The organism is Pseudomonas oryziphila, assembly GCF_003940825.1.
In the GTDB taxonomy this organism is placed as follows: domain Bacteria; phylum Pseudomonadota; class Gammaproteobacteria; order Pseudomonadales; family Pseudomonadaceae; genus Aquipseudomonas; species Aquipseudomonas sichuanensis.
Genome location: NZ_CP034338.1, coordinates 1025795 through 1042538 on the forward strand (window position 1 = coordinate 1025795; position 16744 = coordinate 1042538).

Sequence of the window (16744 nt, forward strand, 5' to 3'; positions counted from 1 at the left end):
GCGAAGGGCAGCACCGCAGGCTTGCCCCCAAGCACTTGTCGCCGGTTTCCCCTGCGCCGGCAACGGCCCATAATGGCGGCCATTATAGGGCTTCGTACCCTGGTGCAATGTCGATTTCGAGGAGATTTTTCATGGCCGTCGCCCTCAATACCCTGGTCGAGGAAGCCGAGCGCTACCTGGCCAGTGCAAAAATTCAGGATTACTGCCCCAACGGCCTGCAGGTCGAGGGCCGTCCGCAGGTCAGCCGCATCGTTACGGGGGTCACCGCCAGCCAGGCACTGCTCGATGCCGCCGTCGAGGCCGAGGCCGACCTGGTGCTGGTCCACCACGGTTACTTCTGGAAAGGTGAAAACCCTTGCATCACCGGCATGAAGCAGCGCCGCCTGAAGACCTTGCTCAAGCACGACATCAGCCTGCTGGCCTACCACCTGCCGCTGGACCTGCACCCCGAAGTAGGCAACAACGTGCAGTTGGCGCGCCAGCTGGACATCACCGTCGAAGGCCCGCTGGACCCGAACAACCCCAAGGTGGTGGGCCTGGTCGGCTCGTTGGCCGAGCCTGTGTCGGCGCGTGATTTCGCCCGTCGGGTGCAGGAGGTCATGGGCCGTGAGCCGCTGGTGATCGAGGGTGAGCAGATGATCCGCCGGGTCGGCTGGTGCACCGGCGGCGGTCAGGGCTACATCGATACCGCCATCGCGGCGGGGGTGGACCTGTTCCTCAGCGGCGAGGCGTCCGAGCAGACCTTCCACAGTGCACGGGAGAACGGCATCAGTTTCATCGCCGCCGGGCACCATGCCACCGAGCGCTATGGCGTGCAGGCATTGGGTGATTACCTGGCCCGGCGGTTTGCGGTCGAGCACCTGTTCATCGATTGCCCGAATCCGATCTGATGGTCCTTTCGCGGGGCAAGCCCGCTCCCACGCCAGCAAAAGACGGCGTGGGAGCGGGCTTGCCCCGCGATGCTTTTTGGCCCAAACCCCCAGTCATATCGTTAGATTGTTTCGATCTAGGCGGCCTCCTAAATAGAATCAGGTGCTGTGATAAAGTGGCTCGCTCGAACACGGCCCGCAGGCCGTCCATAAGATCGTTTTTCGTGAGTAGCCATGGTCGACAATCTGACGCACTTGAAACAGCTGGAGGCGGAGAGCATCCACATCATCCGCGAGGTGGCCGCCGAGTTCGACAACCCGGTGATGCTGTACTCGATCGGCAAGGATTCCGCGGTCATGCTGCACCTGGCGCGCAAGGCCTTCTTCCCGGGCAAGCTGCCGTTCCCGGTGATGCACGTCGACACCCAGTGGAAGTTCCAGGAGATGTACAGCTTCCGCGACAAGATGGTCGAGGAGATGGGCCTGGAGCTGATCACCCACGTCAACCCCGAGGGTGTGGCGCAGGGCATCAACCCGTTCACCCATGGCAGCTCCAAGCACACCGACATCATGAAGACCCAGGGCCTGAAACAGGCGCTGGACAAGCATGGTTTCGACGCCGCCTTCGGTGGCGCGCGCCGCGACGAAGAGAAGTCTCGCGCGAAAGAGCGCGTGTATTCGTTCCGCGACAGCAAGCACCGCTGGGACCCGAAGAACCAGCGCCCGGAGCTGTGGAACATCTACAACGGCAAGGTCAACAAGGGCGAGTCGATCCGTGTGTTCCCGCTGTCCAACTGGACCGAGCTGGACATCTGGCAGTACATCTACCTCGAAGGCATCCCGATCGTGCCGCTGTACTTCGCCGCCGAGCGTGAAGTGATCGAGAAGAACGGCACCCTGATCATGATCGACGACGAACGCATCCTCGAGCACCTCTCCGAGGAAGAGAAGGCGCGCATCGTCAAGAAGAAAGTGCGTTTCCGTACCCTGGGCTGCTACCCGTTGACGGGTGCGGTCGAGTCCGAAGCCGAGACCCTGACGGACATCATTCAGGAGATGCTCCTGACCCGCACGTCCGAGCGCCAGGGCCGCGTCATCGACCACGATGGTGCAGGCTCGATGGAAGACAAAAAACGCCAAGGCTATTTCTAAGCTTCAAGTTACAAGCGGCAAGCTGCAAGACAGAAGCAGAACGCGTAGCTTCTGAAATTTGTGGTTTGTCGCCTGCTCTGCGGGCCGGGAGCGCTCGCAGTGGATTTTGAGAAGTTGATGGTTTGGCAGAGAAGCAAGGATCTTGCGGTTGGGATGTATCAGGCTTTTGCCGATTGCCGAGACTTTGCGTTCAAGTCTCAAATCACGCGTTCTGCAGTCTCGGTACCTTCCAACATTGCGGAGGGCATGGAGCGGCAGTCATGTCGAGAAAAGGTCTGGTTCCTAAACGTAGCAAAAGCATCCTGTGCGCAATTGCGTACGCAATTGATCATCGCTGGTGAAATTGGATACGTGCCTGCTGAATCGGCTAACGACTGGATTAATGAAACCCGTGAGCTCTCCAGGATGCTTGCAGGGTTGATCAACAAAATTTCTAACTAGCTGTACGCCGACAAGCTTGCTGCTTGAAGCTTACAGCTTGGAGCTTGAATGCAATGAGTCACCAATCTGATCTGATCAGCGAGGACATCCTCGCCTACCTGGCCCAGCATGAGCGTAAAGAGCTGCTGCGCTTCCTCACCTGCGGCAACGTGGACGACGGCAAGAGCACCCTGATCGGGCGCCTGCTGCACGACTCCAAGATGATCTACGAGGACCACCTCGAGGCCATCACCCGCGACTCGAAGAAATCCGGCACCACCGGCGAGGAAGTCGACCTGGCGCTGCTGGTGGATGGCCTGCAGGCCGAGCGCGAGCAGGGCATCACCATCGATGTCGCCTACCGCTACTTCTCCACCGCCAAGCGCAAGTTCATCATCGCCGACACCCCGGGCCACGAGCAGTACACCCGCAACATGGCCACCGGCGCCTCGACCTGCGACCTGGCGATCATCCTGGTCGATGCCCGCTACGGCGTGCAGACCCAGACCCGCCGGCACAGCTACATCGCCTCGTTGCTGGGCATCAAGCACATCGTCGTCGCGGTCAACAAGATGGACCTCAAGGGCTTCGACGAGCAGGTCTTCGAGTCGATCAAGGCCGACTACCTGAAGTTCGCCGAGAGCATCAACCTCAAGCCATCGAGCCTGCACTTCGTGCCGATGTCGGCGCTCAAGGGCGACAACGTGGTCAACCGCAGCGAGCAATCGCCGTGGTACACCGGCCCGGTGCTGATGGAAATCCTCGAGTCCGTCGAGATCGCCGCCGACCGCAATGTCACCGACCTGCGCTTCCCGGTGCAGTACGTCAACCGCCCGAACCTGAACTTCCGCGGCTTTGCCGGCACCATCGCCGGTGGCGTGGTGCACAAGGGCGACGAGATCGTCGTGCTGCCGTCGGGCAAGAGCAGCCGGGTCAAGTCCATCGTCACCTTCGAAGGTGAGCTGGAGAACGCCGGCCCTGGCCAGGCAGTGACCTTGACCATGGAAGACGAGATCGACATCTCCCGTGGCGACCTGCTGGTGCATGCCGACAACGTGCCGCAGGTGACCGACCAGTTCGACGCCATGCTGGTGTGGATGGCCGAGGAGCCGATGCTCCCGGGCAAGAAATACGACATCAAGCGCGCCACCAGCTACGTGCCGGGCTCGATTGCCAGCATCACCCACAAGGTCGATGTGAACACCCTCGAGCAGGGCGCCGCCAGCGCGCTGCAGCTGAACGAGATCGGTCGCGTCAAGGTCGCCCTGGACAGCGCCATCGCCCTGGATGGTTATGACAGCAACCGCACCACTGGTGCGTTCATCGTCATCGACCGCCTGACCAACGGCACCGTCGGCGCCGGCATGATCATCGCGCCGCCGGTACTGCCCCACGGCAGCGCCGGCCAGCATGGCAAGCTGGCCCACGTGGCCACCGAAGAGCGCGCCCTACGCTTTGGCCAGCAGCCGGCCACCGTGCTGTTCAGCGGCCTCTCCGGCGCCGGCAAGAGCACCCTGGCCTATGCGGTGGAGCGCAAGCTGTTCGACATGGGTCGTGCTGTCTACGTGCTCGATGGCCAGAACCTGCGTCACGACCTGAACAAGGGCCTGCCGCAAGACCGCGCCGGCCGCACCGAGAACTGGCGCCGCGCCGCCCATGTGGCGCGCCAGTTCAACGAAGCCGGCCTGCTGACCCTGGCCGCCTTCGTTGCCCCGGACGCCGAAGGCCGCGAACAGGCCAAGGCGCTGATCGGCAAGGAGCGCCTGGTGACCGTCTACGTCCAGGCCTCGCCGCTGGCCTGCCGCGAGCGTGACCCGCAGGGCCTGTATGCCGCCGGTGGCGACAACATCCCGGGCGAGAGCTTCCCGTACGACGTGCCGCTGGATGCGGACCTGGTGATCGACACCCAGTCGGTCAGTGTCGATGAAGGCGTGAAGCTGGTGCTGGATGTGCTGCGTCAGCGTGGGGCGATCTGATCCGTCGTCGTGCATGAAAAACCCGCTTCGGCGGGTTTTTTCTTTTGTGGACGGTGTGCCTGTGGGAGCGGGTTTTGAGTTCGGCGCGGTCCTGTGGGAGCGGGCTTGCCCCGCGATCATGGACGAAGTCCATGCCATGCGAAGCGGTTGCCTGGGCTGGCTTTATCGCGGGGCAAGCCCGCTCCCACGCTCTAGATATGCTTTTCCGTAACGGGGATGACTCTGCGCTCCTTCACCGCCTTGTACGAAAAACTCGAATAGATCTCTTTCACCCCTGGCAACCGCTGCAGCACCTCCCGGGTGAATTCGCCGAACGACTCCAGATCGCGCGCCAGGATCTCCAGCAAGAAGTCATAGCGCCCGGAAATGTTGTGGCAGGCGACGATCTCGGGGATTTCCATCAGCCGCCTCTCGAACGCCAGGGCGATCTCCTTGGTGTGCGAGTCCATCATGATGCTGACGAAGGCGGTGACCCCAAAACCCAGCGATTTGGGCGACAGAATGGCCTGGTAGCCGGTGATGTAGCCGTTGTCCTCCAGCAACTTGACCCGCCGCCAGCACGGCGAAGTGGTCAGGGCGACCTGGTCGGCAAGTTCGGAGACGGTCAGGCGCGCGTTATCCTGCAGGGCGGAGAGCAGGGCGCGGTCGGTGCGGTCGAGGGTCGAAGGCATGATTTGCCCTCCTGGTTAACCATTTATTGTTTTTATTCCAATACTGGCCCGATTGCGTGGGCAACTTTGGAAAAATTGCAGCAGCTCGGTGGCATAAGCTTATAACAAACCACACGAGGCTGTTGCCATGCGCGACTCCAATAACAACACCGGTTTTTCCACGCGAGCGATCCACTACGGCTACGATCCGCTGTCCCATGGCGGCGCCCTGGTGCCGCCGGTCTACCAGACCGCCACCTTCGCTTTTCCGACCGTCGAATACGGTGCTGCCTGCTTTGCCGGCGAAGAGGGTGGGCACTTCTACAGCCGAATCTCCAACCCGACACTGGCCTTGCTGGAGCAGCGCATGGCGTCGCTCGAAGGCGGCGAGGCCGGGCTGGCGCTGGCTTCGGGCATGGGCGCCATCACCTCCACCTTGTGGACCTTGCTACGCCCGGGGGATGAACTGATCGTCGGCCGCACCCTGTATGGCTGCACCTTTGCCTACTTGCACCACGGCATCGGTGAGTTCGGTGTGAAGATCCAGCATGTCGACCTCAACGACCCGCAGGCGCTAAAAGCCGCGATCACCGCGAAAACCCGGATGATCTACTTCGAGACCCCGGCCAACCCCAACATGCAGTTGGTGGATATCGCCGCCGTGGCCGAGGCCGTGCGTGGCCACGACATCAGCATCGTGGTCGACAATACTTACTGCACCCCTTATCTGCAGCGCCCTCTGGAACTGGGCGCTGACCTAGTGGTGCACTCGGCGACCAAATACCTGTCCGGCCACGGCGACATCACCGCCGGCCTGGTGGTCGGGCGCAAGGCCTTGGTCGACCGCATTCGCCTGCAAGGGCTCAAGGACATGACCGGCGCGGTGCTGTCGCCCCATGACGCTTCGCTGCTGATGCGTGGCATGAAGACCCTGGCCCTGCGCCTGGACCGCCATTGCGCCAATGCCCAGCGGTTGGCCGAGCACCTTGCCCGCCAGCCACAGGTCGAGCTGATTCATTACCCAGGCCTGCCGTCGTTCCCTCAGTACGCATTGGCGCAACGGCAGATGCGCCTGCCGGGTGGGATGATCGCCTTCGAGCTCAAGGGTGGCATCGAGGCCGGGCGCCGATTCATGAATGCATTGCAGCTGTTCAGCCGGGCGGTGAGCCTGGGTGACGCCGAGTCGCTGGCCCAGCACCCGGCGAGCATGACCCACTCCAGCTACACCCCCGAGGAGCGGGCGCACCATGGTATTTCCGAGGGGCTGGTGCGGTTGTCGGTGGGGCTCGAAGACATCGACGACTTGCTGGCCGATATCGACCAGGCCCTGAAGGCCTGTGCCTGAACTGCCACGGAAGAGGCTTGCGCGATGGTAGCGATGATGAACCCGAACGCGCCGTTTACGGCCCACGATGCTGCGTTGGACAGCGACCCGGCGGAAACCGCCGAATGGTGCCAGGCCCTGGAATCCAGCCTGGCCCATTGCGGCCCGGCGCGGGCGCGCTACCTGCTGCAGCGCCTGCAGGCCCATGCCCTGGAGCTGGGCCTTGAGCGCGAGGCCCAGGCGTTTTCCGCCTACCGCAATACCTTGCCGGTGGAGCAGCAGGGGGCCTACCCCGGCGACCTGGAGCTGGACGAGCGGATCACCGCTATCCTGCGCTGGAACGCCCTGGCCATGGTGGTGCGGGCCAACCATGCCTATGGCGAACTGGGCGGGCATATCGCCAGCTACGCCTCGGCGGCGGAGATCTTCGAGGTCGGTTTCCAGCACTTCTTCCGCGGCGAAAGCGGCGGCGAGGGGCGCACGGGCGACCTGGTGTTCTTCCAGCCGCACTCGGCGCCGGGCATTTATGCCCGGGCGTTTCTCGAGGGGCGTTTGAGCGAACAGCAACTGGCCAACTACCGCCAGGAGGTCGCGGGCAATGGCCTGTGCTCTTATCCACACCCCTGGCTGATGCCCGACTTCTGGCAATTCCCCACCGGCTCCATGGGCATCGGCCCGCTCAGTGCGATCTACCAGGCGCGCTTCATGCGCTACCTGCAGCATCGTGGCCTGCTGGACACCTCGGCGCGGCATGTGTGGGGCGTGTTCGGTGACGGCGAGATGGACGAGCCGGAGTCCATCGCCGGCCTGACCTTGGCTGCCCGTGAAGAGCTGGACAACCTGACCTTCATCGTCAACTGCAACCTGCAGCGCCTGGATGGCCCGGTGCGTGGCAACGGCCAGATCGTCCAGGAGCTGGAAGCGCTGTTCAGCGGTGCCGGCTGGAATGTGATCAAGGTGCTGTGGGGCTCGGAGTGGGACGCGCTGTTCGCCCGCGACCACGAGCACGCGTTGCTGCGCCAGCTGGCGGCAACACCCGATGGCCAGTTCCAGAACCTGGGCGCCAAGGATGGCAGCTACAACCTCGAGCATTTCTTCAACCAGGACCCGGCCTTGCAGCGCCTGGTGGCGCATATGAGCAGCGAGCAGATCAACGCCCTCAAGCGCGGCGGCCATGACTTTCGCAAGCTGCACGCGGCCTATGCCGCCGCCAAGGCGTGCAAGGGCCGACCGACGGTGATCCTGGCCAAGACCAAGAAGGGCTACGGCATGAGCAGCGCCGGTGAGTCACGGATGACTGCGCACCAGGCCAAGAAGCTGGATGTGCAGGCGCTGTTGGCATTCCGCGATCGTTTCCACCTGCCACTGTCGGACGATGCGGTGGAGCAACTGCGCTTCTATCGCCCCGCCGAGGACAGCCCGGAGATGGTCTACCTGCGCCAGCGCCGGGCAGCTCTTGGCGGCCCTCTGCCGATGCGCCGCAGCGACTGTGCCACGCTGCCACTGCCGGCGCTCGATGCCTTCGCAGGTTTCGCCCTGCAGGCCGACGGCAAGGAAATGTCCACCACCATGGCCGCCGTGCGCCTGCTCGGCCACTGGCTCAAGGCGCCGGGGCTGGGGCCGCGTGTGGTGCCGATCGTCGCCGATGAGGCGCGAACCTTCGGCATGGCCAGCCTGTTCCGCCAGATTGGTATCTACTCACCGGCGGGGCAGTGCTACGAGCCTGAGGATGCCGGTTCGCTGCTGACGTACAAGGAGGCGCGCGACGGGCAGTTGCTGGAGGAGGGCATTACCGAAGCCGGGGCGATTTCGTCCTGGGTCGCGGCCGCCACTTCGTATGCGGTGCACGGCGAGCCGATGTTGCCGGTGTACATCTATTACTCGATGTTCGGTTTCCAGCGTGTCGGCGACCTGATCTGGGCCGCCGCCGACCAGCGCGCCCGTGGCCTGTTGCTGGGCGCCACTGCCGGGCGCACCACGCTCGGCGGCGAGGGGTTGCAACACCAGGATGGCTCGAGCCTGGTCATGGCTTCGATGGTGCCCAACTGCCGGGCCTGGGATCCGTGCTTCGCCGGGGAGCTGGCGGTGATCCTCGACCATGCCGCACGGCGCATGCTGGTGGAACAATGCGATGAGTTCCATTACGTGGCGGTCATGAACGAAAACTATCCACAGCCATCGCTACCGCCTGGCGTGCACGGCGATGTGTTGCGCGGCATGTACCTGCACGCACGGCAGCAATCAGTGAAGCCGCGAGCCCAGGTGCGGCTGCTGGGTTCGGGGGCGATCCTGCGTGAGGTGATCAAAGCCAGTGAACTGCTGGCGACCGAATGGCAGGTCGACAGCGAGGTGTTCAGTGTCACCAGCTTCAGTGAGCTGGCCCGGGAGGCCAGGGATCAGCGTCGGGCGGCGATAGCTGGAGATGAGGAGGGCAGCCATGTGCGGCGCTGCCTCGAAGGCGATGCGCCGGTGATTGCCGCCAGTGACTATGTACGCGCCTGGCCGCAGTTGATCGCCGAGTATGTCGATGCGCCTTACATCACCCTGGGCACCGATGGCTTCGGCCGCAGCGATAACCGTCAGCACCTGCGGCGGTTCTTCGAGGTGGATCGGTTTGCGGTGGTGATGGCGGCGTTGTATGGGCTGGTGCGGCAGGGGCGGTTGCCAAGAGAAGTGTTGGGGCAGGCCAGGGCGCGGTACGCGATCGTGGATGATGAGGCAGCCTGGTACCGCTGATGTATTGCCGGTGCTGGCCAGATCGCGGGGCAAGCCCGCTCCCACGCCATGCCCTGTCGGCGTGGGAGCGGGCTTGCCCCGCGATGGTGAGCGCGACTCCCACAAAAAAGGCCTCTTTCGAGGCCTTCTTCATGTCATCCGATCAACGCTTGAGGCCGTAGCTCTCATCCAGCATGCCCGGCGAGTTAGGTGCCTTGGGCGCATAGTCACGCGGCACTTCGGCGGTGTCTTTCGGTGGCGTGAGGCGGTCACGTGGTGCTTGCGCCGCTTCCGAATGCAGGGCGGCCAGCAGGCGCTGGCGGGTCAGCTCGTCGAGTGCCAGGCGATTGGCGCCGTCGGCCAGGTGGTCCTGCACGTCCTGGTAGCTTTGCGTGAGCTTCTGCACCAGCGAGGCGGTGCTGTTGAAGTGGGTGACCACTTCGTTCTGATAGGTGTCGAAACGCTGCTGGATGTCATCCAGTTGGCGTTGAGTATTGCTGGGCGCCGCATTGGGCAGCAGGCGGGCCAGCGCGAAACCTGCAACGACACCGATGACCAGGGCCAGGGTCGGCAGCAACCAAACAAGGAGCGAGTGTTCCACGAGTCCTTCCTCTATAAACGGCTTTGCTTTACGTTAACGGCTCAGACCTGCGCTGTATACCGCGAGCAATCGCAAATCAGAACAGAATTCCTTTGCTAGACGAGTCGACCCTCCCCGAGGTCACGGAGTAGTGCCTTGCTTATCCGCGAAACACCCTTGTTCATCGATGGCCCGTGCGGCCAGTTGGAAGCCTTGTACCTGGACGTGGCCGAGGCCCGTGGCGCGGTGCTGATCTGCCACCCCAACCCGGTCCAGGGCGGCACCATGCTCAACAAGGTGGTCTCGACTCTGCAACGTACTGCCCGGGACGCCGGCTACGTCACCCTGCGCTTCAACTACCGCGGTGTCGGCCAGAGCGCCGGCAGCCATGACATGGGGGCCGGTGAAGTGGCCGACGCCCAGGCTGCCGCGGCCTGGCTGCGCGAGCAGCACCCGCAACTGCCGTTGGTGCTGATGGGCTTCTCCTTCGGTGGCTTCGTCGCCGCCAGTCTGGCCGGGCGCCTGGAAGCCGACGGCATCGCGTTGCAGCAGCTGTTCATGATCGCCCCGGCGGTGATGCGCCTGAGCGAGCAGTTCCCGATGCCTGAGCGGGTCACACTGACGGTCGTGCAGCCGGACACCGACGAAGTGGTCGAGCCGCAGCTGGTTTACGATTGGTCCGCCGCCCTGTCGCGCCCCCATGAGCTGCTGAAAGTGGCAGAATGCGGACACTTCTTCCATGGCAAGCTGACCGATCTGAAGGATCTGCTGCTGCCGCGCCTTTCGAACTGAGCAAGCCTGAACAAGCGAACACCCATGACTACGCGCATCCTCACCGGTATCACCACCACCGGCACCCCGCACCTGGGCAACTACGCCGGCGCCATCCGCCCGGCTATCCTCGCCAGCCAGCAGCCCGGTGCCGACTCGTTCTATTTCCTGGCCGACTACCACGCCCTGATCAAGTGCGACGACCCGCTGCGCATCCAGCGTTCGCGCCTGGAGATCGCCGCCACCTGGCTGGCCGGCGGCCTGGACCCGGACAAGGTGACTTTCTACCGTCAGTCCGACATCCCCGAGATCCCCGAACTGACCTGGCTGCTGACCTGCGTTGCCGCCAAGGGCCTGCTCAACCGCGCCCACGCCTACAAGGCGTCGGTGGACAAGAACGTCGAAAACGGTGAAGACCCGGACGCCGGCGTGACCATGGGGCTGTTCAGCTACCCGGTGCTGATGGCTGCCGACATCCTGATGTTCAACGCGCACAAGGTGCCGGTCGGCCGCGACCAGATCCAGCACGTGGAGATGGCCCGCGACATCGGCCAGCGCTTCAACCACCTGTTCGGCCAGGGCAAGGACTTCTTCGCCTTGCCGGAGGCGGTGATCGAGGAAAGCGTGGCCACCTTGCCGGGCCTGGACGGGCGCAAGATGTCCAAGAGCTACGACAACACCATCCCGCTGTTCACCAGCGCCAAGGACATGAAGGACGCGATCTCGCGCATCGTCACCGACTCGCGCGCCCCGGGCGAAGCCAAAGACCCGGACAATTCGCACCTGTTCACCCTGTTCCAGGCCTTCTCGACGCCGGCGCAATGCGCCGAGTTCCGCGAAGAGCTGCTCCAGGGCCTGGGCTGGGGCGAGGCCAAGCAGCGCCTGTTCCAGCTGCTTGACGGCCAGCTGGCCGAGAAGCGTGATCACTATCATCAGTTGATCTCGCGCCCGTCGGACCTGGAAGACATCCTGCTGGCCGGTGCCGCCAAGGCGCGCAAGAGCGCCACGCCGTTCCTCGAGCAGCTGCGCGAGGCGGTGGGCTTGCGTTCGTTCCGTACCAGCGTGCAGACCAACACCGAAGTGAAGAAAAAGGCCGCCAAGAGCGCGCGTTTCGTCAGCTTCCGTGACGAAGACGGCAGCTTCCGCTTCCGCTTGCTGGCCGCCGATGGCGAGCAACTGCTGCTGTCGCGTCGCTTTGCCGATGGCAAGAGCGCAGGTGCGGTAAGCAAGCAGCTGCAGCAAGGTGGCGAGGCCGATGTGCGGGTCGAGGGCTTGAGCTTCAGCCTGTGGCTGGAAGGCGAGCAGGTGGCCGAGGGGCCGCAGTTCGACAGCGCCGAGGCCCGTGACGCGGCGGTCCAGAGCCTGCGCGAAGCGCTGCAACCCGCCCAGGAGTAAGGGCTTTCGTGGGAGCGGGCTTGCCCCGCGATCTGCGTTGGAGCATGCAACGATGCTTAGTTTTCCGACGCTATCGCGGGGCAAGCCCGCTCCCACGAGGTTGATTCCTGCGCGCATTGGTCGCATGTATCATTGCCATTAAGCGGGCCGGTCGCTACAGTGACGGCCCGTTTTTTGTTGCCTCGCTAACGAATTATGACTCCCTTAGAACGCTATCAAGCCGATCTGAAACGCCCCGACTTCTTCCATGACGCGGCACAGGAAACTGCGGTGCGTCACCTGCAGCGTCTGTACGACGATCTGGTACACGCGCAGAACAACAAGCCGGGCGTGTTCGGCAAGCTGTTCGGCAAGAAGGAGCAGACCCCGGTCAAGGGCCTGTACTTCTGGGGTGGGGTAGGGCGAGGCAAGACTTACCTGGTCGACACCTTCTACGAGGCGCTGCCGTTCAAGCAGAAGATGCGCACGCACTTCCACCGCTTCATGAAGCGTGTGCACGAGGAGATGAAAACCCTCAAGGGCGAGAAGAACCCGCTGACCATCATCGCCAAGCGTTTCAGCGATGAAGCCCGGGTAATCTGCTTCGACGAATTCTTCGTCTCGGACATCACCGATGCGATGATCCTCGGCACCCTGATGGAAGAGCTGTTCAAGAACGGCGTGTCGCTGGTGGCCACCTCCAACATCGTCCCGGACGGCCTGTACAAGGACGGCTTGCAGCGTGCGCGCTTCCTGCCGGCCATCGCCATGATCAAGCAGTACACCGATGTGGTGAACGTCGACAGTGGTGTGGACTATCGTCTGCGCCACCTTGAGCAGGCCGAACTGTTCCACTACCCGCTCAACGATGCCGCCCACCAGAGCCTGCGTGCGAGCTTCAAGGCGTTGACGCCGGAGTGCACCCAGGCGGTCGAGAACGACGTGCTGATGATCGAGAACCGCCCGATCACCGCCCTGCGTACCTGCGACGACGTGGCCTGGTTCGACTTCCGCGCCCTGTGCGACGGCCCGCGCAGCCAGAACGACTACATCGAACTGGGCAAGATCTTCCATGCCGTGCTGCTGAGCAACGTCGAGCAGATGGGGGTGGCGACCGATGACATCGCCCGGCGCTTCATCAACATGGTCGACGAGTTCTACGACCGGAACGTGAAGCTGATCATCTCGGCTGAGGTGGAGCTCAAGGACCTGTATACCGGCGGGCGCCTGAGCTTCGAGTTCCAGCGCACCCTGAGCCGCTTGCTGGAGATGCAGTCCCACGAGTTCCTGGCGCGGGCGCACAAGCCCTGAAGGCAGCGGCAAGCTTCAAGCTGCAAGCTGCAAGCCACAAGAAAAAGCCAGAGCAGATCGCATACTGCTCTGGCTTTTTTGCTTTTTCTTGCAGCTTGCAGCTTGAAACTTGCCGCTGCAGGAGGCCTTCAGGCCTCCTGCATGAACTGCTGGCGATACTGGTTCGGCGACAGTTCGGTGTGCTGGCGGAACAGCCGCGCGAAGAAGCTCGCGTCGTCGTACCCCACCTCATAGCTGATGGTCTTGATGCTCTTGCGCGAGCTCGACAGCAAGCCCTTGGCCGTCTCGATGCGCAGGCGCTGCAGGTAGTGCAGCGGCTTGTCACCGGTGGCGCTCTGGAAGCGGCGCATGAAGTTGCGGATGCTCATGCCGTGGTTGCGGGCCACGTCCTCGAAGCGGAACTTGTCGGCGAAGTGCTCTTCGAGCCAGTGCTGGATCTGCAGGATGATCAGGTCCTGGTGCAGTTTCTGCCCACCGAAGCCCATGCGCCCGGGCGTGTAGCTGCGCTGCACTTCGTAGAGGATGTCGCGGGCCACTGCACGGGCCACGTTGGCGCCGCAGAAACGCTCGATCAGGTAGATATACAGGTCGCAGGCCGAGGTGGTGCCACCGGCGCAGTAGAGGTTGTCGGCGTCGGTCAGGTGCTTGTCCTGATTCAGCCGCACCTTGGGGAAGCGCTCCTCGAAGCTGCCGAAGAACCGCCAGTAGGTGGTCGCCTCCTTGCCGTCCAGCAGCCCGGATTCGGCCAGCCAGAACACGCCGCTGGCCTCGGCACACAGCACTGCGCCGCGGGCGTGCTGCGCGCGTAGCCAGGGCAAGACCTGAGGGTAGCGTTGCAGCAGGTTGTCGAAATCGTCCCAGAAGGCCGGGAGGATGATCACATCGGCATCGTTCAGGCCGCTGTCGACCGGCAGCTGCACATTGCTGAAACTGTCCACGGGCAGGCCGTCCGGGCTCACCAGGGCGATCTCGAACATCGGCTGCAGGCCGAGGCCCAGTTGCTTGCTGTAGCGCAGGCTGGCCAGATGGAAGAAGTCCTTGGCCTGCATCAGTGTCGAAGCGAACACTTTATCAATGGCCAGGATGCTGACGCGCCGCAGCGACGCGGGGGGTTGGGTAAACATCATTGTCATTGTTCTTATAGGGTAGAGTGGTCAATCACCGGCTGGATCGTCTTATGTTTTGGGGCGAGCTGCAAGCTTCAAGCTGCAAGCCACAAGAAAAAGCCAATCAATACGCGATCTGCGCTTTTTCTTGTGGCTTGCAGCTTGAAGCTTGCAGCTGCTTTCACGGCGCTGGATTCGGCTGCTCCTGATGGATTGCCTCGATTGCCGCCAGCAGTTCATCGCTCAGATTCAGGCCCTGGCTATCAATGTTGCTCTGCAACTGCTCGAGGTTGGTCGCACCGATGATATTGCTGGTCACGAAGGGTTGCCGGGTGACGAACGCCAGGGCCATCTGCGCCGGGTCCAGGCCGTGGTCGCGGGCCAGCTGCACATAGCGGCTGCAGGCCGCCACGGTCTGCGGATTGGAGTAACGGGCGAAGCGGCTGAACAGGGTCAGGCGGGCGTTTTCCGGGCGGGTGCCGTTTTCGTACTTGCCCGAGAGCATGCCGAAGGCCAGCGGTGAGTAGGCCAGCAGGCCGCACTGCTCGCGGATCGCCACTTCCGCCAGGCCCACTTCGAAGCTGCGGTTGAGCAGGTTGTAGGGGTTCTGGATCGACACCGCCCGCGGCCAGCCACGGGCCTCGGCCAGTTGCAGGAACTTCATGGTGCCCCACGGGGTTTCATTGGACAGGCCGATATGGCGGATCTTGCCGGCGCTCACCTGTTCGTCGAGCACTTCGAGGGTTTCTTCGAGGGGCGTGAACATGTCGTTGGGCAGGTGCTGGTAGCCCAGCTTGCCGAAGAAGTTGGTGCTGCGTTCGGGCCAGTGCAACTGGTACAGGTCGATGCGGTCGGTTTGCAGGCGCGCAAGGCTTGCATCGAGTGCGGCAACGATGTGCTGGCGGTTGTGCTTGAGCTGGCCGTCGCGGATGTGGCTGATGCCATTGCCGGGGCCGGCGACCTTGCTGGCCAGCAGCCAGTCGTCGCGGTCGCCATGCTTGGCGAACCAGTTGCCGATGATGCGTTCGGTGGCGGCATAGGTTTCCGGGCGCGGCGGCACCGGGTACATCTCGGCGGTGTCGATGAAGTTGATGCCGGCGGCCTTGGCCAGCTTGATCTGGGCGAAGGCGTCATCCTGGGTGTTCTGCTCGCCCCAGGTCATGGTGCCCAGGCAAAGGGCGCTGACGTTGAGGTCGGTACGACCGAGCTTGCGGTATTCCATCGAAAGGACGCTCCAGGCAAAGAAGCCCATAAAAGCAGGTTGAAATTTTTCGCGCAATCTGGATAATTCTGCAGCTCTTCGCGTGGCGGAAGTGATGCACCACCACGAATGAAGAACCTTTGTCGAACATTGGCGTGCCCGACCCGAGCCCCCAAAAGCGTCAGCGTTCGGCTGCGCGTTTGCCCTTGGCAAGCCGTGCACTATCCAGTAAGATTCGCCGTCTATTTTTCGCTGGGCGGCCTCTGAGGCTTTAGAGAATGAAAACTTTTACTGCTAAACCGGAAACAGTAAAGCGCGAGTGGTTCGTAGTCGACGCCGCTGGTCAGACCCTGGGTCGTCTGGCTACCGAAATCGCTAGCCGCCTGCGTGGCAAGCACAAGCCAGAATACACCCCTCACGTTGACACCGGCGACTACATCGTCGTCATCAACGCCGAGCAGATTCGTGTGACTGGTGCCAAGTCTTCCGACAAGATGTACTACTCCCACTCCGGCTTCCCGGGCGGTATCAAGGAAATCAACTTCGAGAAGTTGATCGCCAAGGCCCCTGAGCGTGTCATCGAAACCGCGGTCAAAGGCATGCTGCCGAAGAACCCGCTGGGTCGCGACATGTACCGCAAGCTGAAAGTGTACGCGGGTGCTGCTCACCCTCACACTGCTCAGCAGCCTCAAGAACTGAAGATCTAACGGGATAGTTCATTATGTCGGCGACTCAAAACTACGGCACTGGCCGTCGCAAGACCGCAACCGCTCGCGTTTTCCTGCGTCCTGGTACCGGTAACATCTCCATCAACAACCGTTCCCTGGACGTGTTCTTCGGCCGCGAAACCGCTCGCATGGTTGTTCGCCAGCCGCTGGAACTGACCGAGACCGTTGAGAAGTTCGACATCTACGTCACCGTTTCCGGTGGTGGTGTCAGCGGTCAGGCCGGTGCGATCCGCCACGGTATCACCCGCGCCCTGATGGAATACGACGAAACCCTGCGTGGCGCTCTGCGTCGTGCTGGCTACGTCACCCGCGACGCTCGTGAAGTCGAGCGTAAGAAAGTGGGTCTGCGTAAAGCGCGTAAGCGTCCTCAGTACTCCAAGCGTTAATTTCGCTTCGGCAGTCGAAGAAGCCCGGTTCCTTTGGAACCGGGCTTTTTTTATGGCTTGAACTAACCTGTCAGCAGTCGGTGGGCACTTGTCGTATAGACGCAGATCAAGCAAAGCGAGGGTTGTAGCCCGACGAGCGGGTAATCACCTTGTCAGTGTGTGGATTTGTTTCTTACCATGA

General features: G+C 62.7%; 15 protein-coding genes. 11 read left to right on the plus strand and 4 right to left on the minus strand.

What is annotated here, in order from left to right:
• Window positions 1–131: 131 nt before the first annotated feature.
• The 4 genes from EJA05_RS04890 to cysN all read left to right on the plus strand — a co-directional run bounded on the left by EJA05_RS04890 (window position 132) and on the right by cysN (window position 4417).
• Entirely contained in the window at window positions 132–890 is a 759-nt protein-coding gene (locus EJA05_RS04890) for a Nif3-like dinuclear metal center hexameric protein (RefSeq protein ID WP_125857524.1), read from the plus strand.
• Between the two features lie 213 nt (window positions 891–1103).
• On the plus strand, window positions 1104–2021 hold the full coding sequence (gene cysD / locus EJA05_RS04895) for a sulfate adenylyltransferase subunit CysD (RefSeq protein ID WP_110991645.1): 918 nt from the start codon (window positions 1104–1106) through the stop codon (window positions 2019–2021).
• Between the two features lie 99 nt (window positions 2022–2120).
• Window positions 2121–2462, plus strand: a complete 342-nt coding sequence (locus EJA05_RS04900) for a four helix bundle protein (RefSeq protein WP_125857525.1) — start codon at window positions 2121–2123, stop codon at window positions 2460–2462.
• Window positions 2463–2515: 53 nt separating this feature from the next.
• Complete coding sequence (gene cysN, locus EJA05_RS04905; protein WP_125462691.1) at window positions 2516–4417, plus strand: sulfate adenylyltransferase subunit CysN; 1902 nt, start codon at window positions 2516–2518, stop codon at window positions 4415–4417.
• Window positions 4418–4608: 191 nt separating this feature from the next.
• Here the strand turns inward: cysN and EJA05_RS04910 are convergent, their stop codons facing one another.
• On the minus strand, window positions 4609–5088 hold the full coding sequence (locus tag EJA05_RS04910) for an Lrp/AsnC family transcriptional regulator (protein WP_125857526.1): 480 nt from the start codon (window positions 5086–5088) through the stop codon (window positions 4609–4611).
• A gap of 127 nt (window positions 5089–5215) precedes the next feature.
• Here EJA05_RS04910 and EJA05_RS04915 point away from each other — a divergent pair, with 127 nt between their 5' ends.
• Both EJA05_RS04915 and mdeB read left to right on the plus strand, forming a co-directional pair.
• Window positions 5216–6412: a methionine gamma-lyase gene (locus tag EJA05_RS04915; protein ID WP_110991642.1), complete on the plus strand. Its 1197-nt coding sequence runs from the start codon at window positions 5216–5218 to the stop codon at window positions 6410–6412.
• Window positions 6413–6436: 24 nt separating this feature from the next.
• On the plus strand, window positions 6437–9127 hold the full coding sequence (gene mdeB / locus EJA05_RS04920; protein ID WP_125857527.1) for an alpha-ketoglutarate dehydrogenase: 2691 nt from the start codon (window positions 6437–6439) through the stop codon (window positions 9125–9127).
• Between the two features lie 142 nt (window positions 9128–9269).
• Here the strand turns inward: mdeB and EJA05_RS04925 are convergent, their stop codons facing one another.
• Window positions 9270–9707, minus strand: coding sequence for a YhcB family protein (locus tag EJA05_RS04925; RefSeq protein WP_110991640.1), 438 nt, complete (start codon window positions 9705–9707; stop codon window positions 9270–9272).
• Between the two features lie 135 nt (window positions 9708–9842).
• Here EJA05_RS04925 and EJA05_RS04930 point away from each other — a divergent pair, with 135 nt between their 5' ends.
• The 3 genes from EJA05_RS04930 (at window position 9843) to zapE (ending at window position 13142) form a co-directional block, all read left to right on the plus strand.
• A complete protein-coding gene (locus EJA05_RS04930) occupies window positions 9843–10478 on the plus strand; it encodes an alpha/beta hydrolase (RefSeq protein WP_125462708.1) in 636 nt (211 codons plus the stop codon).
• A gap of 24 nt (window positions 10479–10502) precedes the next feature.
• On the plus strand, window positions 10503–11852 hold the full coding sequence (locus EJA05_RS04935; protein ID WP_125857528.1) for a tryptophan--tRNA ligase: 1350 nt from the start codon (window positions 10503–10505) through the stop codon (window positions 11850–11852).
• 195 nt (window positions 11853–12047) lie between these two features.
• A complete protein-coding gene (zapE, locus tag EJA05_RS04940; RefSeq protein WP_110991637.1) occupies window positions 12048–13142 on the plus strand; it encodes a cell division protein ZapE in 1095 nt (364 codons plus the stop codon).
• 128 nt (window positions 13143–13270) lie between these two features.
• On the opposite strand, the gene EJA05_RS04945 is transcribed toward zapE, so the two are convergent.
• Window positions 13271–14167, minus strand: a complete 897-nt coding sequence (locus EJA05_RS04945) for a GlxA family transcriptional regulator (RefSeq protein ID WP_178125866.1) — start codon at window positions 14165–14167, stop codon at window positions 13271–13273.
• 262 nt (window positions 14168–14429) lie between these two features.
• Window positions 14430–15470, minus strand: coding sequence for an NADP(H)-dependent aldo-keto reductase (locus EJA05_RS04950; protein WP_125857529.1), 1041 nt, complete (start codon window positions 15468–15470; stop codon window positions 14430–14432).
• Window positions 15471–15727: 257 nt separating this feature from the next.
• Between EJA05_RS04950 and rplM the strand changes: the two genes are divergently transcribed.
• Window positions 15728–16156 (plus strand): 50S ribosomal protein L13, encoded by a 429-nt coding sequence (gene rplM / locus EJA05_RS04955; protein WP_008097538.1) that lies wholly within the window; start codon window positions 15728–15730, stop codon window positions 16154–16156.
• Window positions 16157–16170: 14 nt separating this feature from the next.
• Window positions 16171–16563, plus strand: coding sequence for a 30S ribosomal protein S9 (gene rpsI / locus EJA05_RS04960; protein ID WP_003260797.1), 393 nt, complete (start codon window positions 16171–16173; stop codon window positions 16561–16563).
• Window positions 16564–16744 lie beyond the last annotated feature (181 nt).